The organism is Serratia sp. TMDUHS_CL (genome assembly GCF_037137105.1).
GTDB classification, from domain to species: domain Bacteria; phylum Pseudomonadota; class Gammaproteobacteria; order Enterobacterales; family Enterobacteriaceae; genus Serratia; species Serratia nevei.
Window position 1 is genome coordinate 183,216 of sequence record NZ_JBBBDV010000008.1, and the last position, 22,191, is coordinate 205,406.

Genomic DNA, 22,191 nt, shown 5'->3' on the forward strand with positions numbered 1-22,191 from the left:
TTACTCACCTTTACTCTTTGCGTCTTTGTTCGCCGGCGACAGGAAACCTTCCAGCACGATCATCGCCGCGCCCACGCAGATGAAGCTGTCCGCCAGATTGAAGGTCGGGTAGTGCCAGTCACCGACGTAGAAGTCGATGAAATCGACCACGAAACCGTGCCACAGGCGATCGAACAGATTGCCCAACGCCCCGCCGATAATAAAGGCGTAGGCGATGTTGTTCAGCTTCTGCTGCGCGGTGCTGCGGTACATCATCACCAGCAGCACCGCAACGATGGCGATGGCGATGCCGGCGAAGAACCAGCGCTGCCAGCCGCCATGGTCGGCCAGGAAGCTGAACGCAGCGCCGTAGTTGCGCGCGTAAAACAGGTTGAACGACGGGATCAACGGCTGGGACTGGCCCAGCGTAAAGTTAGCGAGGATCCACTGCTTGCTGCCAAAATCCAGCGCCAGCACCGCCACCACAACCCACAGCCAACGCAGGCCGGTCGAACAAATTGATTTACTCATCAGGCGCGAGTTCTCAGGCAAAGTTACGCTTCTCGCCGTCACCGGCGACGTTGCTCACACAGCGGCCGCAGATGTCTGCGTGTTCCGCCACCAGGCCGATATCGGTGGTGTAATGCCAGCAGCGCGGGCACTTCTCACCCGGTGCCGTGCTGAAGGCGATCTTCAGCCCTTTCAGCAGCTCGGAAGCCTGCGCGTCGGCCGGCGCATCCGCCAATGGCGCAACGCTTGCCGCAGAGGTCAGCAGCACGAAGCGCAGCTCATCCTGCAGGCTGTTCAGGCGCGCCGCTAGCTCGCTGTCGGCATACAGCGTGACCGCCGCTTCCAGCGAACCGCCGAGGCGTTTGTCGGCACGCGCCTGCTCCAGCACCTTGTTCACTTCGCCGCGCACTTTCAGCAGTTCGGCCCAGAAAGCGTCGTTCATCGGCTCGCCTTCCGCCAGCCCGAACAGGCCGTCGTACCACTCTTCGGTAAACACGTACTGCGCGCGTTTGCCCGGCATGAAGCCCCAGATCTCGTCCGCAGTGAACGACATGATCGGCGCCATCCAGCGCACCAGCGCTTCCACGATGTGATACAGCGCGGTCTGGCAGCTGCGGCGGGCGACGCTGTCGCTCTTCGCGGTGTACTGACGATCCTTGATGATATCCAGATAGAAGGAGCCCATCTCGACCGAGCAGAACTGCATCAGACGCTGCACCACTTCGTGGAAATCGTAGTTGGCGTAAGCCTGCTCGATATCCTGCTGCGCCGCCAGCGCACGGCCGACCGCCCAACGATCCAGCACCACCATGTCTTCCGGCGCCACGCAATCGGTGCTCGGCTCGAACCCGTTCAGGTTGGCCAGCAGGAAGCGCGCGGTGTTGCGGATGCGGCGATAAGAATCAGCGGAACGCTTGAGGATCTCGTCGGAGACTGCGATTTCGCCGGTGTAATCGGTCGATGCCACCCACAGACGCAGAATGTCGCCGCCCAGCTTGTTCATCACGTCCTGTGGGCTGACGGTGTTACCGATCGACTTGGACATCTTGCGGCCCTGGCCGTCGACGGTGAAGCCGTGGGTCAGCACTTCTTTATAAGGCGCCTTGCCTTTCATCGCGGTGGAGATCATCAGCGATGACATGAACCAGCCGCGGTGTTGGTCGGAGCCTTCCAGATACATGTCGGCGCTGTGTCCCTGGAACTCAGGGCGCACGTCGACCACCGAAGCGTGGGTGGAACCGGAGTCGAACCACACGTCCAGCGTATCCGGCACTTTCACGTAGTCGGCAGCTTCCGCGCCGAGGATATCGGCCGCGTCCAGATCCCACCAGGCCTGAATGCCGTCTTGCTCGACGCGCTTGGCCACTTCTTCCATCAGCTCAACGGTGCGCGGGTGCAGCTGCTCGGTTTCTTTGTGCACGAACAGCGACATCGGCACGCCCCAGGTGCGCTGACGCGAGATGCACCAGTCCGGGCGGTTGGCCACCATCATTTCGATGCGCGCCTGGCCCCAATCCGGGATCCACTGCACGCCTTTGATCTCTTCCAGCGACTGCTGACGCAGGCCTTTCTGATCCATGCTGACGAACCATTGCGGCGTGGCGCGGAAGATGATCGGCGTCTTGTGGCGCCAGCAGCACGGGTAGCTGTGCAGGAACTTCTCGACGTGCAGCAGCGCGCCTTTCTCACGCAGCAGGTCGACGATCAGATCGTTGGCCTTGAAGACGAACTTGCCGTCCAGCAGCGGGTAAGTGCCGGTCAGGTAGCAGCCGTTCGGCCCTACCGGGTTGGCCACTTCCAGACCGTATTTCTGGCCGATCACGAAGTCGTCCGGGCCGTGGCCTGGCGCGGTGTGCACCGCACCGGTACCGGCGTCCAGCGTCACGTGCTCGCCGAGGATCGCCGGCACGTCGAAGTCCATGAACGGGTGTTTGAAGCGCAGCAGCTCCAGATCGGCGCCTTTGCAGCTGCCCAGCACCGTCCATTCGGTGATGCCGGCGCGTTTCATCACGCTTTCCACCAGCTCGGCCGCCAGGATCAGGCACTGGCCGTCAACCTGCACCAGTTGATAGGTGAAGTCCGGATGCAGCGAGATCGCGCGGTTGGCCGGCAGGGTCCACGGGGTGGTGGTCCAGATAACCAGGGAGATAGTCCCGTTGAAGTGGCTCACGCCGAACTTGGCCGCCACGGCAGCCGCGTCTGCTGCATGGAAGCTCACGTCGATCGACGGCGAAGTCTTGTCGTAGTACTCCACTTCCGCTTCCGCCAGCGACGATCCGCAGTCGGTGCACCAGTGAACCGGCTTGGCGCCTTTCAGCAGGTGGCCGTTGCTGATGATCTTGCCCAGCGCGCGGATGATGTTGGCTTCGGTTTTGAAGTCCATGGTCAGGTATGGGCGATCCCAGTCGCCCAGCACACCCAGGCGGATGAAGTCCTTCTTCTGGCCTTCAACCTGCTCGGCCGCGTACTCGCGGCACTTCTGGCGGAACTCGGCCGCCGTCAGCTTCTCGCCCGGTTTGCCGTACAGCTGTTCAACCTTCAGTTCGATAGGCAGGCCGTGGCAGTCCCAACCCGGCACATAAGGCGAGTCGAAGCCGGCCATCCCTTTCGACTTGATGATAATGTCTTTGAGAATCTTGTTAACCGAGTGACCAATGTGAATGCTGCCGTTCGCATACGGAGGGCCGTCATGCAAAATGAAGGTTTTTTTGCCCTTTTTGGCAGTACGAATAATCCCGTACAGATCCTGTTCATACCAACGTTGCAGCATGCCAGGTTCGCGCTTGGCGAGGTCGCCGCGCATCGGGAACCCTGTTTCCGGCAAGTTCAGGGTATTCTTGTAGTCACTCATTAGATTCTCGGTTCCGTTTTCGGCTATAGAGATTAAACCGGTGTCTGTAGCCCGAAGAACTTCCGGGCCGTCACCACATCATTGGCGATTTGCTGCTTCAGGGCATCGAGCGAAGCAAACCGTTGTTCATTGCGCAATTTTGCGCGGAGCACCACCTCAATATGGCGCCCGTAAAGATCCATTGTGACATCCAGCAGATGCACTTCCAGCTGCTGGCGCACGCCGGCGACGGTCGGGCGCGTACCGATATTGGCCACGCCCGGTAGCGGCTGCGGCCCCAGGCCGTACACTTCTACCGCATACACCCCTTTCACCGGCGCCACCAGGCGCTTGAGCGGCAGGTTGGCGGTCGGGAAGCCGATGGTGCGGCCCAGCTCGTCGCCGTGCACCACGCGCCCGGAAATGCTGTACGGGTGGCCCAGCAGGGTCTCCGCCAGCGGCAGGTCGTCCTCGCTCAGCGCGGTGCGGATCGCGGTGCTGCTGATGCGCCGCTCGCCTTCGCGGAAGGTCGGGGTGCTGACCACCTCGAAGCCGTACTCTTTTCCGGCCTGCTGCAATAGCGGAAAATCGCCCTGACGCCCGGCGCCAAAGCGAAAATCATCCCCCACCATCAGGAATTTGACGCCCAGTTTTTCCACCAGCAGCTCGGCGACGAACGCCTGCGCGGTGTTGGCGGCAAAACGCGGATCGAACTTGACGCACAGCAGGTAGTCGACGCCCGCCTGCGCCAGGTAGTTGGCCTTGTCGCGCAGGCGCGTCAAACGGGCCGGCGCCTTGTCTGCGGCGAACATCTCCAGCGGCTGCGGCTCAAAGATCATGACCATCACCGGCAGCCCGAGGCGTTGCCCTTGTTGCTTCAACTGCTCCAGCAACGCCTGATGACCGCGGTGTACGCCGTCAAAGTTGCCGATGGTGAGCACGCAACCATGGTGGCGCGCCCGGATATTGTGAATGCCGCGAATTAGCTCCATAGCTGGCTCAAAACAGTGGAAATCGGCGGATTATACCTTGTACAGCCGGTAAGGTTAACCCGCGATTGGTGCCTTTATGTAATAGACATACCATACCGGAGATAATCTGCGCGTGAAACGGCTTCGCCGCAGTTTATCCGGCACTGCCGGGCCGATTCTCGACCGCGGCCAACGGCTTGCGTCCGCCGCGGCAAAACATTGGCGAATTTTCTCGCGAAACACTGTATTCCCAAGAGCGAAGCTGGTAAAATCCTGCGCCATCACAACGTAGCGAGTGCCGCCTGTACAAACGGCGCTTATTTGCACAAATCCATTGACAAACGAAGGCTAAAAGGGCATATTCCTCGGCCTTTGAATTGTCCTCAATAGAATATATTTGGGAGTTGGACCTTGGCTAATATCAAATCAGCTAAGAAACGCGCCGTACAGTCTGAGAAACGCCGCAAGCATAACGCTAGCCGTCGCTCAATGGTGCGTACCTTCATCAAGAAGGTAGACGCAGCTATCGCAGCTGGCGACAAAGAAGCAGCACAAACTGCATTCCTGGTAATGCAGCCACTGGTGGACCGTCAGGCAGCTAAAGGCCTGATCCACAAAAACAAAGCAGCGCGTCATAAGTCAAACCTGACTGCACGCATCAACGCAATGCAATAAGCATTTCGTTATCTGCTTGATAAAAAAACCGGCTCAGGCCGGTTTTTTTACGCCCTGCGTTCAGTGAACCACTAGCAGGAAAACAGCGCCGAGAAGTCTTTGTTGCACACGCGCTGCACCGCCGGATGCTGGATCATGCGCTCGGCGAAGATGATGTAATACTCCTCCTGCACGCTGTCGATGCGCCCAATCTCCACCACGTTGTCATCGTTATAGGTATCCTGCGCATACAGCGTCGGCGCCACGAAAATCGCATTGTGATACATGCCGAAGGCCTTCATCAGCGCCGCATCGTCGAACTCACCCAGGATCTCCACCTGAATGCCCTGCGTATTGAACCAGTTGAGCAGCTTGCGCCCCAGCATCGAGCGGCGGCCGGGGATCAGCAGCTTGCGCTGCTCCAGGCAGGCCGGGAATGGCAGCTCCGGCGCCGGCTGGCGGCAGAAGAAGCTGATGCCGCACTCGCCCAGCTTCAGCGAGAACAGCCCTTCCTGCTGGCTGGAATCCACCGGGCAATCCGACAGGATCATATCCAGCTTGTGCTGGCTGAGCTGCTCCAACAGCATCTCGTGCGTCGATTCAAAACAGCGCAGGTGGATCTGTTCGTTATCCACCACTACCGCCGTTTCCAACACCTGGCTGACCAGGCGCTTCGACAGCGCGTCCGCCACGCCAACGTCGAACAGCAGGTTCGACTCTTTGCGGTAGTTGACAATATCCAGCATTTCCTGGCTGAGCATAAACATCTTGTCGGCATAGCGGAACACCAGCTGCCCCAGCTCCGAAGGTACCAACCCGCGCCCCTGGCGTTTGAACAGCTTGCCGTCCAACCGCTCCTCCAGCGCTTTGATCTGGCCGGTGATGGTCTGTGGCGTCAAAAACAACGCTTCGGCGGCACCGACCACGGAACCGGCCTTGCAGACCTGCCAGAAATAGTAAAGGTGATTAAAGTTGATATGCGACATCCTCACGAGCGGCTCTCCTTAACAACGTTTCGCAGCGGCAAACGGTGTGCCGTGACGAGCGACAAACTTCCTTTCCCTGCTTCAGACAACGTATAGCCCCATTAGTCCCAACGAAGAACGGCCGAAGCTGCACATATTTTATACCGCACAGCTCCGACCAGCCATTTTATTGTGTGCCCTTATCGGGCACACGCAGGATTAACGCACCCGCGGCAACGCCAGACGCAGCAACCCATACCCTACCACCGCCGCCGCAGTGGAGCCCAGCAGGATCCCCAGGCGGGAATAGGTGCTGAGCGCCGCATCCGCATCGCCAAACGCCAGCGAGGCGATGAAAATCGACATGGTGAAACCAATACCACAGAGCACCGAAACGGCAAACACCTGTTTGAAACCGATCCCCTCAGGCAAGCGGGCGATGCCCATTTTCACCGCCAGCAGGCTGAAGAGGAAAATCCCCAGCGGCTTGCCGATAAACAGCCCGGCCGCAATCCCTACCGGCAGCAGCGACGTCAATCCTTCCAGCGATACGCCCTGCAAAGAAACCCCGGCGTTGGCGAATGCGAACAGCGGCAGGATCATAAACGCGACCCAAGGGTGCAGCTCATGCTCCAGCGTTTCCGACGGCGACGGCCCCTTCTTCACGTTCAGCGGGATCATAAAGCCGACGATCACCCCGGCCAGCGTCGCGTGTACCCCGGACTTGAGGATCGCGACCCACAACACCAGGCCAACCATCATGTACAGCGAGGTTTTACCCACGCCACGCCAGTTCATCACCGCCAGCAGCACCGTCGCCGCCGCCGCCACGCCCAGCGCCACCATCGACACTTCATGGGTGTAGAACAGCGCGATGATGATAATCACGCCCAGGTCATCGATGATCGCCAACGCCAGCAGGAACACTTTCAGGCTGGTCGGTACGCGGTTGCCCAGCAGCGCCATTACGCCCAGCGCGAAGGCGATATCGGTCGCGGCCGGGATCGCCCAGCCCTGGCGGGTGACTTCATCCGCGCCGTTGAACAGCAGGTAAATCAGCGCCGGCGCCAGCATACCGCCCAGCGCGGCGATCGCCGGAAACACCGCCTTGTCACGCCCGGACAGCGAGCCCTGCATCAGCTCGCGCTTAACCTCGAGCCCCACCACCAGGAAGAAGATGGCCATCAGGCCGTCGTTGATCCACAGCAGCAGCGGCTTGGCGATCTCCAGCGAAGCAATTTTTACCATCACCGGCAGGTTGAGGAATGCCTGATAGATCCCCTGCGCCGGGGTGTTGGCCATGATCAGGGCGACGATCGCCGCCGCGATCAGAATGATGCCGCCCGCGGCTTCCTGACGTAAAAATTGACGAATGATGTTGGTCACAATACGTCTCTCCAAATCCGTGCAGGGCGTAGCGCCCTGCGAACCACAGTCATGAAGTGAGTATAGAGGGCGTTTTAGTTCGAAAAAATAAGTTTATAAATGCTAAATAACTCGATAAAACCGATTAAAAGCACGAATAAGTCACATTATTTATAGGGAATTAGGGGTGCAACATGCAAATAAAAACCCCGGGACAGACGCCCGGGGTTCTAATATAACCCAGCAGAAACAGCAGGTTAACGAGTCAGGTCGTCAAAGAACTTTTTCACCCCGTCGAAGAAGCTCTTCGAACGCGGGCTGTTCTTGTCACCGGACGGGCCGCCCAGGCTCTCTTCCAGTTCGCGCAGCAATTGCTTCTGCTTGTCGTTCAGATTGACCGGGGTTTCCACCACTACACGGCACAGCAGGTCGCCCTGGCTGCCACCACGCACCGATTTCACGCCCTTGCCGCGCATGCGGAACAGTTTGCCGGTTTGGGTCTCCGAAGGCACCTTCAGTTTCACCCGGCCGTCCAGCGTCGGCACTTCAATCTCACCGCCCAGCGCCGCCATGGCGAAGTTGATCGGCACTTCACAGTACAGGTTGTTGCCTTCGCGCTCGAAGATCGGGTGCGCCTTCACCTGCACCTGAACGTACAGATCGCCCGCCGGTGCGCCGTGCTCGCCGGCTTCGCCTTCACCCGCCAGGCGGATGCGGTCACCGGTATCGACGCCGGCCGGAATTTTCACCGACAGCGTTTTGGATTTTTCTACCCGGCCGTGGCCGTGGCACTTGTTGCACGGATCTTTGATGATCTGACCGCGGCCATGGCAGTGCGGACACGCCTGCTGCACGGTGAAGAAGCCCTGACGCATCTGCACCTGGCCCTGGCCGTGACAGGTTGGACAGGTCACCGGCGAGCTGCCCGGCTTGGCGCCGCTGCCGTGGCAGACGTCGCACTCTTCCAGCGTCGGGATGCGGATCTCTTTGGTGACGCCACGTACCGCTTCCTCGAGGGTCAGCTCCATGTTATAGCGCAGATCGGAACCGCGGCTGGCGCGCTGACGGCGGCCTCCGCCGAAGATGTCGCCAAACACGTCGCCAAAGATATCGCTGAAGTCGGCACCGCCGCCCATGCCGCCCTGTTCAAAGGCCGCGTGCCCATACTGGTCGTAGGCCGCGCGTTTCTGGTCGTCGGTCAGGACTTCGTAAGCTTCTTTAACTTCTTTAAACTTGGTTTCGGCGTCTTGTTCCTGGTTGCGGTCAGGATGGTATTTCATCGCCAGGCGTTTGTACGCCTTTTTGATCTCACGTTCATCCGCCGTCTTGCTGACGCCGAGAATCTCGTAATAGTCTTTCTTCGCCATTCTTTCGCTTACCCTTAACATGCGTGCACGGGCGCAGAGTTGCCTCGACGCCCGTGCTGGTTTCCGGGAGCGGCATCTCGGCCGCCCCGTGCCCGCTTAAGGGCGATTATTTTTTGTCTTTAACTTCTTCGAACTCAGCGTCAACCACGTCGTCGTCTTTCTGCGCCGCGTTGTCCGCGCCGGCGTCAGCACCCTGCTGAGCCTGCTGCGCCTGGGCCATTTCCAGCAGTTTGCCGGAAACCTGCACCAGAGCCTGAGTCTTCGCTTCGATCTCGGCTTTATCTTCGCCTTTCACCGCCGCTTCCAGATCTTTCAGCGCCGCTTCGATCGCCGTTTTGTCTTCCGCCGGCAGTTTGTCGCCCGCTTCTTCCAGCTGCTTGCGAGTGCCGTGGATCAGGTGATCGGCCTGGTTACGTGTCTGTACCAGCTCTTCGAACTTGCGGTCGGCTTCAGCGTTCAGCTCGGCGTCGCGCACCATTTTCTGGATTTCGTCTTCGTTCAGGCCAGAAGATGCCTTGATGGTGATCTTCTGCTCACGACCGGTGTTCTTGTCTTTGGCAGACACGTGCAGGATGCCGTCGGCATCGATATCGAAGGTCACTTCGATCTGCGCCATGCCGCGCGGTGCCGCCTGAATGCCGTCCAGGTTGAACTGGCCCAGAGATTTGTTATCGCTGGCGCGCTTACGCTCACCCTGCAGCACGTGGATGGTTACCGCAGACTGGTTGTCTTCAGCGGTAGAGAACACCTGGCTGTGCTTGGTCGGGATCGTGGTGTTTTTGGTGATCAGCGGCGTCATCACGCTGCCCATGGTTTCGATACCCAGCGACAGCGGGGTCACGTCCAGCAGCAGAACGTCCTTCACATCACCGGCCAACACGCCGCCCTGTACCGCAGCGCCCACGGCAACCGCTTCGTCCGGGTTCACGTCTTTACGCGGCTCTTTGCCGAAGAAGTCTGCGACTTTCTTCTGCACCATTGGCATACGGGTCTGGCCGCCCACCAGGATCACGTCCTGGATGTCGGAAACCGACAGGCCTGCGTCTTTCAGCGCCACTTTCAGCGGCTCGATAGAACGTGCAACCAGATCTTCAACCAGCGACTCGAGTTTGGCGCGAGTCACTTTGATGTTCATGTGTTTTGGACCGGTCGCGTCTGCCGTGATGTACGGCAGGTTAACGTCGGTCTGCTGAGCGGAAGACAGTTCGATCTTCGCTTTCTCAGCGGCTTCTTTCAGACGCTGCATCGCCAGCGGATCGTTGCGCAGATCGATACCCTGATCTTTCTTGAACTCTTCCACCAGGTAGTTGATCAGACGGCTGTCGAAGTCTTCGCCACCCAGGTGGGTGTCACCGTTGGTCGCCAGCACTTCGAAGGTTTTTTCGCCGTCAACGTCGTCGATTTCGATGATGGAGATATCGAAAGTACCGCCGCCCAGGTCATAAACCGCGATGGTGCGGTTGCCAACTTCTTTGTCCAGACCGTAGGCCAGGGCCGCAGCGGTTGGTTCGTTGATGATGCGCTTGACTTCCAGACCCGCGATGCGGCCGGCGTCTTTGGTCGCCTGACGCTGGGCGTCGTTGAAGTAAGCCGGTACGGTGATAACCGCTTCAGTTACCGGTTCGCCCAGGTAATCTTCCGCCGTTTTCTTCATTTTCTTCAGCACTTCCGCAGAGATCTGCGGCGGAGCCATTTTCTGGCCTTTCACTTCCAGCCAAGCGTCGCCGTTGTCGGCTTCGACGATTTTGTACGGCATGATCGCTTTGTCGCGCTGCGCTTCTTCATCCTGGAAGCGGCGACCGATCAGGCGCTTGATGGCGAACAAGGTGTTTTCAGGGTTGGTCACTGCCTGACGCTTAGCCGGCTGGCCAACCAGAGTTTCACCGTCCTGGGTATATGCGATAATAGAAGGAGTGGTGCGGTCGCCCTCGGCGTTTTCCAGCACGCGTGCCTTGGCACCATCCATAATTGCTACGCAAGAGTTGGTAGTACCCAGGTCGATACCAATAATTTTACCCATCTAAACGTCTCCACTAAAAAATTCATAATCAGTCAGGTTGCTAACCTATATGCGGGCGATTTTTTGCTTTTCAACTGCCCGATATCTCAGTGCGACCCGCGGTTAGCAACTGCGGTTGCAAATAAGATGGGGCCATCCAATCCGGCATCAAGGGGCAAGGCGAAAAAAATTTCTTTTTTTATCGTCATTCAGATCATTGTTTCCGGCTGCGGGGATCATTATGATGCGCGCGCTCTGGTGGAAAACTTCGATTTTTTGGCCATTCAGACCATTTATTATTTTACTTCGCTGTTTCCGTTAATTTTCTGTTATCGCAGAGGACTTATGCACACCAACAAGTTGGCGAATCCCGGCCCTCTCGGCCTGATGGGCTTCGGGATGACCACCGTCTTGCTGAACCTGCACAACGCGGGCTTTTTCCCACTGAACTCCGCCATCATCAGCATGGGGATTTTCTTCGGTGGCCTGGCCCAGATCCTGGCCGGTCTGCTGGAATACAAGAAGGGCAACACCTTCGGCATGACCGCTTTCACCGCCTACGGCAGCTTCTGGCTGAGCCTGGTCGGCCTGCTGCTGCTGCCGCGTCTGGGCCTGGCTGAGGCCACCGAGGCGCACGTGCTGGGCATCTACCTGGCACTGTGGGGCGTCTTCACCCTGTTCATGTTCTTCGGCACCCTGGCCGCCAACCGCGTGCTGCAGTTCGTGTTCGCCAGCCTCACGCTGCTGTTCGCCCTGCTGGCCGTCGGCAACATCACCGGCAATCATGCGCTGCTGACCTTCGCCGGCTATGAAGGCATCATCTGCGGCGCCAGCGCCATTTACCTGGCGATGGCCGAAGTGCTCAACGAACAATACGGCCGCACCGTGCTGCCGATTGGCGAGCCGGCTCCGGCCCGCGTCGCGGCCTCGCCGGTCACGGCGTAATCGCCCTCCCCTGATGAAAAAGCCCTGCAGTGCAGGGCTTTTTTTTAGCTGTAGGAATCGGCTCGCCGCTCCCCGGCTTCGCTGTTCAGATCGCGATGCAGGTAGAAGCCGAGCAGCAGCCCGATGAGCGACAGCGCCAACACGTAGTAAGCGGGCGCTAACGGGGTCAATTTCATGATCAGCGTCACAAAAATAGGGGTTAAACCGCCAAAAATAGCGTACGAGACGTTATATGAGAACGAGATGCCGGTAAACCGCACTTCCGCCGGGAACGCCCGCACCATCACGTACGGCACGGCCCCCACCACACCTACGCTGAACCCCACCAGCGCATAGCAGGCGAACAGCATTTCCGGGTGCACGCCCACCGTTTGATAGAACAGCCAGCTGCAGCCGGCCAGCAGCACACTGCCGACCACCAGCGTTTTGCTGGCGCCAAAGCGATCGGCCGATAAACCGGCGACGATGCAGCCGGCGATCAGCATGATGGTGGCGATGCTGTTGGCCTGCAGCGTCAAGGCCGGCGCAATGCCGAACTGCTTTTGCAGATAGGTCGGGGTCATCAGGATCACCACCACGATGCCGGCGGAGAGCAGCCAGGTCAGCAGCATCGATACCACCACTTCCCGCTTGTGGTTGAGCACCACCGACTTCAGCGGCAGCTCCTCGGCCAGCGCTTTACGCGCCTGCATCTCGATGAAGATCGGCGTTTCCTGCAGCCAGCGGCGCAGGTACATCGCCACCAGGCCGAACATGCCGCCCAACAGGAAAGGAATGCGCCAGCCGCCGCCGGCGATACTCTGCGGGCTGAGCGTAGTGTTGATCACCGTCGCCACCACCGAGCCCAGCAGGATGCCCACCGTCAGCCCGGCGGTCAGCGTGCCGCAGGCGAAGCCGATGCGCCGGCGCGGCACGTGTTCGGCAACGAAGACCCAGGCGCCCGGCACCTCACCGCCGATCGCCGCACCCTGCAGCACGCGCATCAACAGCAGCAGCAGCGGTGCAGCGATGCCGATGCTGGCGTAGGTCGGCAGCAGGCCCATCGCCAGCGTCGGCAACGCCATCAGCAGAATGCTCAGGGTAAACATCTTCTTGCGGCCGACCAGATCGCCGAAGTGCGCCATCACGATGCCGCCCAGCGGGCGGGCCAGATAGCCGGCGGCGAAGATGCCGAAGGTTTGCACCAGACGTAGCCACTCCGGCATGTCCGCCGGGAAGAACAGATCGCCGACCACGGCAGCGAAGAACACGAAGATGATGAAGTCGTAAAACTCCAGCGCGCCGCCCAACGCGGCCAACGTCAGCGTTTTGTAGTCTTGCCGGTTCAGCCGGCGATTAGTGTCGTGAGGCATAGGGCACCGTCGGTAAAGGCTGTAAAAATAAAAGCCGCAGGCTTTCTGTAAAAGAATTCTTACTATAGCGGCAAATTATTTTCACACCAGACGGGCTGAAGCCGATCTCGCAGAATGCTGAAATTTAGAGGTTTATCTCGCGACGCGCGCTCTTTGGCCGAAATGCTGCTACCACCGCGGCGTGCGTTTCGACGTAAGGCCCGTCGAGCAGTTGAATGCAATAAGGCACGCTGGCGAAGATGCCGTGTACCACCGCATTGCCCTGCTCATCCTTTACCCCTTCCAGCGTTTCCTTGATCGACTTCGGTTGGCCGGGCAGGTTGATGATCAGCGCCTGTTTGCGGATCGCCCCCACCTGGCGAGAAAGAATTGCCGTTGGCACATAGTGTAGGCTGATCTGACGCATTTGCTCGCCGAAGCCGGGCATCACGCGATCGGCGATCGCCAGCGTGGCGTCGGGGGTGACGTCGCGGCGCGCCGGCCCGGTGCCGCCGGTGGTCAGCACTAGATGGCAGCCCATTTCGTCCACCAGCTCGCACAGCGTCTGTTCAATTTGCGTCTGCTCATCGGGGATCAGCCGGGTTTCCAGCTTGAACGGCGTCGCCAGCGCGCCGCTCAGCCACTCTTCCAGCGCCGGGATGCCTTTATCCTGATAAACACCGCCGGAAGCGCGATCGGAAACAGAAACCAAACCAATACGTAAAATATCCATGCGTAACCTCTACAGCCTGATGGGGTCCGAACGGGTTCGTCTCCCGTTCTGTTGTCATTGCCGAGAGTATAAGGGCTTCCCCCGCCGACGGGAGCGTCGGGCATAAAAAAAGGTGGCCTGAGCCACCTTTTTACTGCGCGATCTGCGGGAATTACAGCAGGTCGGCGATCATTTTTTCCAGTTTGCCCTGGTCTACGGCAAACTTGCGGATACCGTCGGTCAGTTTCTCAACCGCCATCGGATCCTGGTTGTGCTGCCAGTAGAACTCAGGTTCGGTCAGCGCGGCAGGACGCGCCTTCACTTCACCGGTGTAAGACAGTTTGCGCTCCAGCGCGCCTTCGCTCTCCGCCAGCTCTTTCAGCAGCGCAGGGGCGATGGTCAGGCGGTCACAGCCGGCCAGTTCGATGATTTCGCCGACGTTACGGAAGCTGGCGCCCATCACCACGGTGTTGTAACCGTGCTGTTTGTAGTACTGGTAAATTTCGGTCACGGAGATCACGCCCGGATCTTCGTGCGGGGCGAACTCTTTCTTGTCGCCGTTGGCTTTGTACCAGTCGAGGATACGGCCGACGAACGGTGAGATCAGGTAAACGCCGGCTTCGGCACAGGCGCGAGCCTGAGCGAAGGAGAACAGCAGCGTCAGGTTACAGTTGATGCCTTCTTTCTCCAGCTGCTCCGCCGCGCGGATACCCTGCCAGGTCGAGGCCAGTTTGATCAGGATGCGATCGTTGCTGATGCCGGCTTCGTTGTACAGTTTGATCAGGCGCTTGGCCTTGGCCACGCTGGCGACGGTGTCGTAAGACAGACGCGCATCCACTTCGGTGGAGATGCGGCCCGGAACCAGTTTGAGGATTTCCAGACCGATGTTGACCGCCAGCTTGTCGGCGGCGTCGGCGATCTGCTGCTCGCGATCGCTGCTCTGGCCGCGCGCCCAGGCGATGGCTTCGTCAATCAGTTTGCGGTATTCAGGAATTTGGGCTGCATTGAGGATCAGCGAAGGGTTGGTTGTAGCGTCCTGCGGTTGATACAGCTTCATTGCCGCGATATCACCCGTATCTGCAACCACCGTGGTCAGCTGGCGCAGGGAAGTTAATTTGTCGGTCATGTTGGCATTATCTCATCGTTTGTGCATGAACTTTTGGCATTGTTCAACCATGCCCTACCCTGATAATAACATGCGCCAAGCCCGGTGCAAGGCTGGAAAACCGCGGCGCGCAAGCATCTGTTTTATCCTTGGGCGAGCAACCGTTTACGCCGATATCTTTCGCCATAACCGAGCGGATGGAAAGGCAATAACGTGCTATTGTCCGAATAAATTATGTTAAATTCGAAAAAATTGATGCAATTCGTCCGCTAATCTGCGAAAAATCTTAATCGACTGACGCCGGACCAATTCCAGCTAAGCTCTTGTAAAAAATAGGCCAATGTTTTTCACCTGCGGTGGATGCTGCAAGGTGCGCATTAAATTTCGATAAGAGGAGGGATCCCTTGACGGACCTGATGAACTTTATAAACAATATTTTGTGGGGGTCGGTGCTGATTTATCTGCTGCTCGGCACCGGCATCTACTTCACGTTGCGCACCCGCTTTATCCAGCTCCGCCACTTCAGCCACATGTTCTCGGTGTTGAAAAACAGCAATAAAAGCGACAGCGCCGGCATCTCCTCTTTCCAGGCGCTGTGTACCACGCTGGCGGCGCGCGTCGGCACCGGCAACCTGACCGGCGTCGCCATCGCCCTGACCGCCGGCGGCCCCGGCGCCATCTTCTGGATGTGGGTGGTGGCGTTTATCGGCATGGCCACCTCCTTTGTGGAAAGCTCGCTGGCGCAGCTCTACAAAACCAAAGACGATAACGGCAACTACCGCGGCGGCCCGGCCTACTACATGGAAAAGGGCCTCGGCATGCGCTGGATGGGCGTGCTGTTCTCCATCTTCCTGATCATCGCGTTCGGCCTGGTATTCAACGCCGTGCAGGCCAACTCCATCGCCCAGGCCTCCGCCGTCGCCTTCCATTTGCAGCCGCTGCACGTCGGCATCGGCCTGGTGCTGCTGAGCGGCGTGGTAATCTTCGGCGGCATTCGCTCCATTGCCAAAGTGGCCGAACTGGTGGTGCCGCTGATGGCGGGCGCCTACCTGCTGTTGGCCCTCTGGGTGATTGGCCATAACATCGAACACATGCCGGCGATCCTGGCGCTGATCTTCAAAAGCGCCTTCGGCCTGCAGGAAGCCGCGGCCGGCGCCGTCGGTTACGGCATCTCCCAGGCGATGACCCAGGGCGTGCAGCGCGGCCTGTTCTCCAACGAAGCCGGCATGGGTTCGGCGCCCAATGCGGCGGCGTCCGCCTCGCCTTATCCGCCGCATCCGGCTTCGCAAGGCTACGTGCAAATGCTCGGGGTATTTATCGATACCATCGTCATCTGCAGCGCCACTGCGGCGATCATCCTCTCCTCCGGCATTCTCGATCAGCCGACCGACAGCATCAGCGGCATCGATCTGACTCAGCGCGCGCTGTCGACTGCCGTCGGCAGTTGGGGGGCGCCGTTCGTCGCCATCGCCATCTTCTTCTTCGCCTTTACCTCGATCATCGCCAACTACGCCTATGCCGAGAGCAACCTGGTGTTCCTCGAGCACAACCATCCGGGCGGCCTGATCATTTTCCGCTGCGTGGCGTTGGGCATGGTGATGTTCGGCGCGCTGGCGGAGCTGCCGCTGGTGTGGAAAATGGCGGATACCTCCATGGCGCTGATGGCCATCACCAACCTGACGGCCATCCTGCTGCTGTCGCGGGTGGCGCTGAAGCTGGCCGACGACTACCATCGCCAGCGCCGCCTGGGCAAGCTGCCGACCTTCGACGCCAACCGTTATCCGGAGCTGAAGTCGCAGCTGGAGCCGGGTGTGTGGGACGGTCATCAACCACCGCGCTGAGTTTTCCGGGGCGCGTGCGGTGCGCGCCCCGGCCTATTGGACCGATTGCCCCTTTTTCCCGCGCTTTTTGCTACAGTATCCGCACTTGGATAAACAGGATCTGGCCATGCTCGTTATTATTTCCCCTGCAAAAACTCTCGATTACGACAGCCCGCTGGCGACAGAACGTTTCACGCAGCCCGAACTGCTGGACAAGTCTCAGCGGCTTATCAAAATTTGCCGCGAGCTGACGCCGGCGCAAATCGCCAGCCTGATGAGCATCAGCGACAAGCTGGCCGGGCTGAACGCCGCGCGCTTTAGCGAGTGGCAGCCCAAATTTACCCCAGACAATGCCCGTCAGGCGCTGCTGGCGTTCAAGGGCGACGTTTACACCGGCCTGCAGGCGCAGGATTTCAACGAGGCCGATTTCGACTTTGCCCAGCAGCATCTGCGTATGCTGTCCGGCCTGTATGGCGTGCTGCGCCCGCTCGATCTGATGATGCCGTACCGGCTGGAGATGGGCATCAAGCTGGAAAACCCGAAAGGCAAAGATCTGTACAGCTTCTGGGGCGATCAGATCACCCAGAAACTCAATGAAGCGCTGGAGCAGCAGGGCGACGACGTGGTGGTCAACCTGGCGTCCGACGAGTATTTCAAGGCGGTGAAGCCGGCCAAACTGCACGGCGCGCTGATCAAACCGGTGTTCCTCGACGAGAAGAACGGCAAGTACAAGGTCATCAGCTTCTACGCCAAGAAAGCGCGCGGGTTGATGAGCCGCTTTATCATCAAGAACCGCCTGACGCGCAGCGAGCAGCTGGTGGACTTCAACCTGGAAGGCTACGCCTTCGACGAAGCCGCCTCGCAGGGCAATGAACTGGTGTTCAAACGCCCGGAGCAGGCATAAAAAAAGCCGTCGCAAGACGGCTTTTCAGATTCTAGCCTGCCGAACTTCAGGCCGGCAGCGCCATCAGGAACTTGCGCAGCTCGGCAAAGCCGGCCGGCAGCGTGTGCGACAGCAGCGGCAGATCGGCCCGCAGCGCCAGCGCTTTCGGCAACGGCAGTTCCTGGCCGAGGATCGCTTCTACGCTCTCTTTAAACTTGGCCGGATGCGCCGTGCCGAGGAACAGACCGAACTCCCCTTCCTGCAGCTGATCGCGCAGCGCGCGATAGGCAATGGCCGCGTGCGGTTCTGAGATATAACCCAGCTCGGCCAGTTCACGCATCGTTTCCTTGGTGGTCTCATCGCTGACCGCCGCGTGGCCCAGCTCTTTCAGCTGCCAGACCTTACGACGGAACAGCTCTTCCACGCGCGGCCAGTTGTTTGGCTGGCTGACGTCCATGGCGTTGGACAGCGTCGCGACCGTGGCGTGCGGCTGCCACTGGCCGCTGGTCAGGAAGCGCGGCACGGTGTCGTTGGCGTTGGTGGCGGCAATAAAGCGCTTCACCGGCAGGCCCAGCGACTTGGCCAGCAGCCCGGCGGTCAGATCGCCGAAGTTGCCGCTCGGCACCGAGATGACCAGCTGATTGCGCGCTTCCTGCGGCAGCTGCGCCACCGCTTCGAAGTAGTAGCAGATCTGCGCCAGCAAGCGGCTGATGTTGATCGAGTTAGCCGAGTTCAGGTGCAACGCGTCTTTCAATTCTTGATCGTCGAACGCCTGCTTCACCAGCGCCTGGCAAGCATCGAAGTCGCCGTCGATCGCTACGGTGTGAATGTTGCCGCCCAGGGTACAAAACAGCTTCTCCTGCAGCGGACTGATTTTGCCCTGCGGATAGAGGATCACCACCCGGACGTTTTTCAGGCCGTAGAAGGCGTGCGCCACGGCGGCGCCGGTGTCGCCGGAGGTGGCGGTCAAAATGGTCACCGGCTGATCGCCGGCCACTTCCGCCAGCATCTGCGCCATAAAGCGGCCGCCGAAGTCTTTGAACGCCAGCGTCGGGCCGTGGAACAGCTCCAGGCAAGAGACGTCTTCGGTCACTTTCGCCACCGGCGCCGGGAACTCAAAGGCGGCCTGCACGCGTTTCTTCAGCGCCGCTTCCGGTACCTCTTCGCCGATAAAGGCCGACAGAATGCGGCTGCTGCGGGTGACAAAGTCCTGCTCCAGCAGCTGGTCGATCTCGGTCAGTTCGAACTCCGGCAGCTCCAGCGGGAAGAACAGCCCCTGCTGCTTGCCCAGGCCTTGTTTGATCGCCTGCGCGAAGCTGACCTGCTCGTTGTGATCCTTAAGGTTGTACAGTTTCATGCGTTATCCCAGTAGTCGAGCGCCTGCGGTATCCAGACGGCAAATATGAACAAAACCTTCGTCGTTTTGCAGATAGTGTTGTTGCAGCCAGGCGGCCATGCGTTGCGCGGTGGCGCCGTCGTTGCAGACGGCGAACAGCGTCGGGCCGGAGCCGGAGATGCCGCAGGCCAGCGCACCGATGTCCTGCGCCGCCTTGCGCGCTTCGGCGAAGCCCGGCAGCAGCCGGGTGCGGTACGGTTCGGCGATCACGTCCTGCATCAATTTGGCGGCCAGCTGCGGCTGCCGGGTGTGGCAGGCATGGATAAAGCCGGCCAGATAGCGGCCGTGGCTGATGCAATCCTGACGACGGTATTGCGCGGGTAAAATGGCGCGCGCTTCGGCGGTGGAGACCTTGATGCCCGGATAGGCCATGACCCACAGCCAATCGTCGAAGCACGGCACCTCCTGGCTGATGATGCCTTCTTCTTCCAGCATCAGCTGCAGGCCGCCCAGGTAGCATGGCGCCACGTTGTCGTAATGCACGCTGCCGGAAATGCGGCCTTCCAGCTCGCCCATCAGGCCGAGCAGCGTCGTCTTATCCAGCGGCCGATCGCAGAATTCGTTCATCGCCATCAGCCCGGCGACCACCGAACAGGCGCTGGAACCCAGTCCCGAACCGATCGGCATGTTCTTTTCCAATCGCATCGCCACCGGCACTTCGCGGCCGATCTCCTGGCAGAAACGCTCCCAGCATTGATAAACGATGTTCTCTTTCGGCTCGGCCGGCAGCTTGCTGACGAAGCGCCCGGCATTTTGCAAACTGAACGTCTCGGCGGCTTCGACGCTGACGCAGTCGCCCAGCAGCGTGCCGTCGATCGGCGAAACCGCCGCGCCCAGCACATCGAAACCGACGCTGACGTTACCGATCGAGGCCGGTGCATACACCTTAACCATATTAAACTCCCAACTTCCATGACAGTGTGCGCAGCAGATCGGCGAACACGCCCGCTGCGGTCACATCGTTACCGGCGCCGTAGCCGCGCAGCACCAGCGGCAGCGGCTGATAGTAGCGGCTGTAGAAGGCCAGCGCGTTCTCGCCGTTCTTCACTTTATACAACGGATCGTTGCCGTCCACCGCCTCGATGCGCACCTTGCAGCGCCCTTCGTCGATCAGGCCGACATAGCGCAGCACCTTGCCTTGCTCGGCGGCGTTGGCCACGTTGCGCGCGAACTCTTTATCCAGCTCCGGCAGCCGCGCCAGGAACTGATCCACGTCGCCCGATGCGTCGAAGGACGGCGGCAGCACCGGCTCGACCTCGATATCGCTCAGCTCCAGCTTGTAACCGGCCTCGCGCGCCAGGATCAGCAGCTTGCGCGCCACGTCCATACCGGACAGATCGTCGCGTGGATCCGGCTCGGTGTAGCCGTTGGCCCGGGCCTGCAGGGTCGCCGCCGACAGCGACAGCCCTTCGTCCAGCTTGCCGAAGATAAAGGACAGCGAACCGGACAGGATGCCGGAGAAGCGCACCAGCTCATCGCCGGCGTTCAGCAGGTTTTGCAGGTTCTCAATCACCGGTAAACCGGCGCCGACGTTGGTGTCATAGAGGAACTTGCGGTGCGAACCGGCGGCGGCCGCACGCAGTTGCTGATAATAGTTCATCGACGAGGTGTTGGCCTTTTTGTTCGGCGTCACCACATGGAAACCGTCCGCCAGGAAGTCCACATACTGATCGGCCACCGCCTGGCTGGAGGTACAGTCGACGATCACCGGGTTCAGCAGGTGATACTCCTTCACCAGCCGGATCAGGCGGCCGAGATTGAACGGCTCCTGCGCGCCGGCCAGCTCGTCGCGCCAGCTGTCCAGCGCGATGCCGTGCACGTTGGTCAGCATCACGCGCGAGTTGGCGATGCCGCACACCCGCAGGTCGATATGTTTTTGCTTCAGCCACGGCTGCTGGCGGTAGATCTGCTCAATCAGCGCCCCGCCGACGCCGCCGACGCCGATGACGAACACTTCGATCACCTGATCGGTGTTGAACAGCATCTGGTGGCTGACGCGCACGCCGGTGGTGGCGGAATCATTGCTGACCACGACCGAAATTGAACGCTCGGAAGAGCCCTGGGCGATGGCGACGATATTGATGTTGGCGCGCGCCAGCGCGGAGAAGAAGCGTGCGGAGATGCCACGCAGGGTGCGCATGCCGTCGCCGACCACCGAGATGATCGCCAGGCGTTCCATGACGTCCAGCGGATCCAGCACGCCGTCTTTCAACTCCAGATAGAACTCCTCCTCCAGCGCGCGGCGGGCGCGCTGCAGTTCGCCCTGCGGCACGCAGAAGCTGATGCTGTATTCGGAAGAGGATTGGGTGATCAGCACCACCGAAATGCCGGCGCGCGACATCACGGCGAACACCCGCGCGGCCATGCCGACCATGCCTTTCATGCCCGGGCCGGAGACGTTGATCATCGCCATGTTGTTCAGGTTGGTGATGCCTTTCACCGGCATCGCGTCATCGGTGCTGTCTTTGCCGATCAGCGTGCCGGGGGCCTGCGGGTTGGAAGTGTTTTTAATCAGGCAAGGGATTTGGAACTGGGCAATCGGCGTGATGGTGCGAGGGTGCAGCACTTTGGCGCCGAAGTAGGAGAGCTCCATCGCCTCCTGGTACGACATCGATTTCAGCAGCCTGGCGTCCGGCACGGTGCGCGGATCGCAGGTATACACGCCGTCGACGTCGGTCCAGATTTCGCAACAGTCGGCGTGCAGGCAGGCGGCCAGCACGGCGGCGGAATAGTCGGAGCCGTTGCGGCCCAGCACCACCAGCTCGCCCTTGTCGTTACCGGCGGTGAAACCGGCCATCAGCACGATGTGGTCGGCCGGGATCGCCGCCGCGGCGATGCGCAACGTGGACTCGGCGATGTCCACGGTGGACTCCAGGTAGTGGCCCTGCGCCAGCAGTTTCTCCACCGGGTTGATCACCGTGACCGGGTAGCCCTTGGCGCGGAATACCCCTTCCATGATGGCGATGGAGAGCTTTTCACCGCGGCAGATAATAGCCGCGTTCACGCTGTCCGGGCACTGCCCCAGCAGTGAAACGCCGTGCAGCACCTGCTTGAGCTGCGCGAACTCTTGATCGACCACGCCCTTCAGCCTGTCGTATTCAAAGCCCGGCAGCGCCTGCGCCAGGCCGCTCAGCAGATCGGCAAAGATCCGCTCGGCGTCGCTGATATTCGGCAGAATGTCCTGGCCTGCCACCGTTTTGTCGATCATCGCCACCAGATGGTTGGTGATCTTTGCGGGGGCGGACAAGACCGTGGCTACCTGTCCCTGACGCGCGTTACTCTCCATGATATCGGCGACGCGCAGAAAACGTTCTGCATTCGCCACCGAGGTTCCGCCAAATTTCAGCACTCGCATGTGT

The 22,191-nt window shown here is 60.0% G+C and carries 17 protein-coding genes; 4 read left to right on the forward strand and 13 right to left on the reverse strand.

The window, feature by feature from the left end:
* The 3 genes from lspA to ribF are packed head-to-tail and all read right to left on the reverse strand — an operon-like array spanning nucleotide 1 to nucleotide 4,311.
* Nucleotides 1–510, reverse strand: coding sequence for a signal peptidase II (gene lspA, locus WCL58_RS16230; RefSeq protein WP_038873364.1), 510 nt, complete (start codon nucleotides 508–510; stop codon nucleotides 1–3).
* A gap of 13 nt (nucleotides 511–523) precedes the next feature.
* The gene (gene ileS, locus WCL58_RS16235; RefSeq protein ID WP_038873361.1) at nucleotides 524–3,340 is read right to left on the reverse strand and encodes an isoleucine--tRNA ligase; all 2,817 of its coding nucleotides are present in this window, start codon (nucleotides 3,338–3,340) and stop codon (nucleotides 524–526) included.
* 32 nt (nucleotides 3,341–3,372) lie between these two features.
* Entirely contained in the window at nucleotides 3,373–4,311 is a 939-nt protein-coding gene (gene ribF / locus WCL58_RS16240; protein ID WP_033637054.1) for a bifunctional riboflavin kinase/FAD synthetase, read from the reverse strand.
* A gap of 390 nt (nucleotides 4,312–4,701) precedes the next feature.
* Here ribF and rpsT point away from each other — a divergent pair, with 390 nt between their 5' ends.
* A complete protein-coding gene (rpsT, locus tag WCL58_RS16245; protein ID WP_033637053.1) occupies nucleotides 4,702–4,965 on the forward strand; it encodes a 30S ribosomal protein S20 in 264 nt (87 codons plus the stop codon).
* Between the two features lie 71 nt (nucleotides 4,966–5,036).
* On the opposite strand, the gene nhaR is transcribed toward rpsT, so the two are convergent.
* The 4 genes from nhaR to dnaK form a co-directional block, all read right to left on the reverse strand.
* A complete protein-coding gene (gene nhaR / locus WCL58_RS16250) occupies nucleotides 5,037–5,936 on the reverse strand; it encodes a transcriptional activator NhaR (RefSeq protein WP_004932962.1) in 900 nt (299 codons plus the stop codon).
* 192 nt (nucleotides 5,937–6,128) lie between these two features.
* A complete protein-coding gene (gene nhaA, locus WCL58_RS16255; protein WP_033649145.1) occupies nucleotides 6,129–7,295 on the reverse strand; it encodes a Na+/H+ antiporter NhaA in 1,167 nt (388 codons plus the stop codon).
* Nucleotides 7,296–7,531: 236 nt separating this feature from the next.
* Entirely contained in the window at nucleotides 7,532–8,641 is a 1,110-nt protein-coding gene (gene dnaJ, locus WCL58_RS16260) for a molecular chaperone DnaJ (protein ID WP_336851372.1), read from the reverse strand.
* 106 nt (nucleotides 8,642–8,747) lie between these two features.
* A complete protein-coding gene (gene dnaK / locus WCL58_RS16265) occupies nucleotides 8,748–10,661 on the reverse strand; it encodes a molecular chaperone DnaK (RefSeq protein WP_004932972.1) in 1,914 nt (637 codons plus the stop codon).
* Nucleotides 10,662–10,985: 324 nt separating this feature from the next.
* Between dnaK and satP the strand changes: the two genes are divergently transcribed.
* The gene (gene satP, locus WCL58_RS16270) at nucleotides 10,986–11,585 is read left to right on the forward strand and encodes an acetate uptake transporter (protein ID WP_025301520.1); all 600 of its coding nucleotides are present in this window, start codon (nucleotides 10,986–10,988) and stop codon (nucleotides 11,583–11,585) included.
* A 44-nt stretch (nucleotides 11,586–11,629) separates the two neighbouring features.
* Here satP and WCL58_RS16275 read toward each other — a convergent pair whose 3' ends face one another.
* From WCL58_RS16275 to tal, 3 genes are all read right to left on the reverse strand, one after another.
* Nucleotides 11,630–12,937, reverse strand: a complete 1,308-nt coding sequence (locus tag WCL58_RS16275; protein WP_060422391.1) for an MFS transporter — start codon at nucleotides 12,935–12,937, stop codon at nucleotides 11,630–11,632.
* Between the two features lie 124 nt (nucleotides 12,938–13,061).
* On the reverse strand, nucleotides 13,062–13,649 hold the full coding sequence (mog, locus tag WCL58_RS16280) for a molybdopterin adenylyltransferase (protein ID WP_004932980.1): 588 nt from the start codon (nucleotides 13,647–13,649) through the stop codon (nucleotides 13,062–13,064).
* 151 nt (nucleotides 13,650–13,800) lie between these two features.
* On the reverse strand, nucleotides 13,801–14,754 hold the full coding sequence (tal, locus tag WCL58_RS16285; RefSeq protein ID WP_004932982.1) for a transaldolase: 954 nt from the start codon (nucleotides 14,752–14,754) through the stop codon (nucleotides 13,801–13,803).
* 383 nt (nucleotides 14,755–15,137) lie between these two features.
* Between tal and WCL58_RS16290 the strand changes: the two genes are divergently transcribed.
* Together WCL58_RS16290 and yaaA are read left to right on the forward strand one after the other, a co-directional pair.
* Entirely contained in the window at nucleotides 15,138–16,574 is a 1,437-nt protein-coding gene (locus WCL58_RS16290; protein WP_308343194.1) for an alanine/glycine:cation symporter family protein, read from the forward strand.
* Nucleotides 16,575–16,680: 106 nt separating this feature from the next.
* Nucleotides 16,681–17,457, forward strand: coding sequence for a peroxide stress protein YaaA (gene yaaA, locus WCL58_RS16295; RefSeq protein ID WP_060440926.1), 777 nt, complete (start codon nucleotides 16,681–16,683; stop codon nucleotides 17,455–17,457).
* A 46-nt stretch (nucleotides 17,458–17,503) separates the two neighbouring features.
* Here the strand turns inward: yaaA and thrC are convergent, their stop codons facing one another.
* From thrC to thrA, 3 genes are read right to left on the reverse strand one after another with little or no spacing between them, the layout of a single operon-like run.
* Nucleotides 17,504–18,793 carry a threonine synthase gene (gene thrC / locus WCL58_RS16300; RefSeq protein ID WP_060422384.1) on the reverse strand — a complete coding sequence of 430 codons (1,290 nt, stop codon included), beginning with the start codon at nucleotides 18,791–18,793 and terminating at the stop codon, nucleotides 17,504–17,506.
* 3 nt (nucleotides 18,794–18,796) lie between these two features.
* On the reverse strand, nucleotides 18,797–19,726 hold the full coding sequence (thrB, locus tag WCL58_RS16305) for a homoserine kinase (protein ID WP_016929148.1): 930 nt from the start codon (nucleotides 19,724–19,726) through the stop codon (nucleotides 18,797–18,799).
* A gap of 1 nt (nucleotide 19,727) precedes the next feature.
* Entirely contained in the window at nucleotides 19,728–22,187 is a 2,460-nt protein-coding gene (gene thrA, locus WCL58_RS16310; RefSeq protein ID WP_336851373.1) for a bifunctional aspartate kinase/homoserine dehydrogenase I, read from the reverse strand.
* Between the last annotated feature and the right edge of the window lie 4 nt (nucleotides 22,188–22,191).

Coding starts and splice junctions, on each gene's coding strand:
- tal (WP_004932982.1), bottom strand. CDS start 14,754: ATGACCGACAAATTAACTTCCCTGCGCCAGCTGACCACGGTGGTTGCA.
- thrB (WP_016929148.1), bottom strand. CDS start 19,726: ATGGTTAAGGTGTATGCACCGGCCTCGATCGGTAACGTCAGCGTCGGT.
- ribF (WP_033637054.1), bottom strand. CDS start 4,311: ATGGAGCTAATTCGCGGCATTCACAATATCCGGGCGCGCCACCATGGT.
- thrC (WP_060422384.1), bottom strand. CDS start 18,793: ATGAAACTGTACAACCTTAAGGATCACAACGAGCAGGTCAGCTTCGCG.
- yaaA (WP_060440926.1), top strand. CDS start 16,681: ATGCTCGTTATTATTTCCCCTGCAAAAACTCTCGATTACGACAGCCCG.
- ileS (WP_038873361.1), bottom strand. CDS start 3,340: ATGAGTGACTACAAGAATACCCTGAACTTGCCGGAAACAGGGTTCCCG.
- mog (WP_004932980.1), bottom strand. CDS start 13,649: ATGGATATTTTACGTATTGGTTTGGTTTCTGTTTCCGATCGCGCTTCC.
- lspA (WP_038873364.1), bottom strand. CDS start 510: ATGAGTAAATCAATTTGTTCGACCGGCCTGCGTTGGCTGTGGGTTGTG.
- thrA (WP_336851373.1), bottom strand. CDS start 22,187: ATGCGAGTGCTGAAATTTGGCGGAACCTCGGTGGCGAATGCAGAACGT.
- WCL58_RS16275 (WP_060422391.1), bottom strand. CDS start 12,937: ATGCCTCACGACACTAATCGCCGGCTGAACCGGCAAGACTACAAAACG.
- dnaJ (WP_336851372.1), bottom strand. CDS start 8,641: ATGGCGAAGAAAGACTATTACGAGATTCTCGGCGTCAGCAAGACGGCG.
- dnaK (WP_004932972.1), bottom strand. CDS start 10,661: ATGGGTAAAATTATTGGTATCGACCTGGGTACTACCAACTCTTGCGTA.
- satP (WP_025301520.1), top strand. CDS start 10,986: ATGCACACCAACAAGTTGGCGAATCCCGGCCCTCTCGGCCTGATGGGC.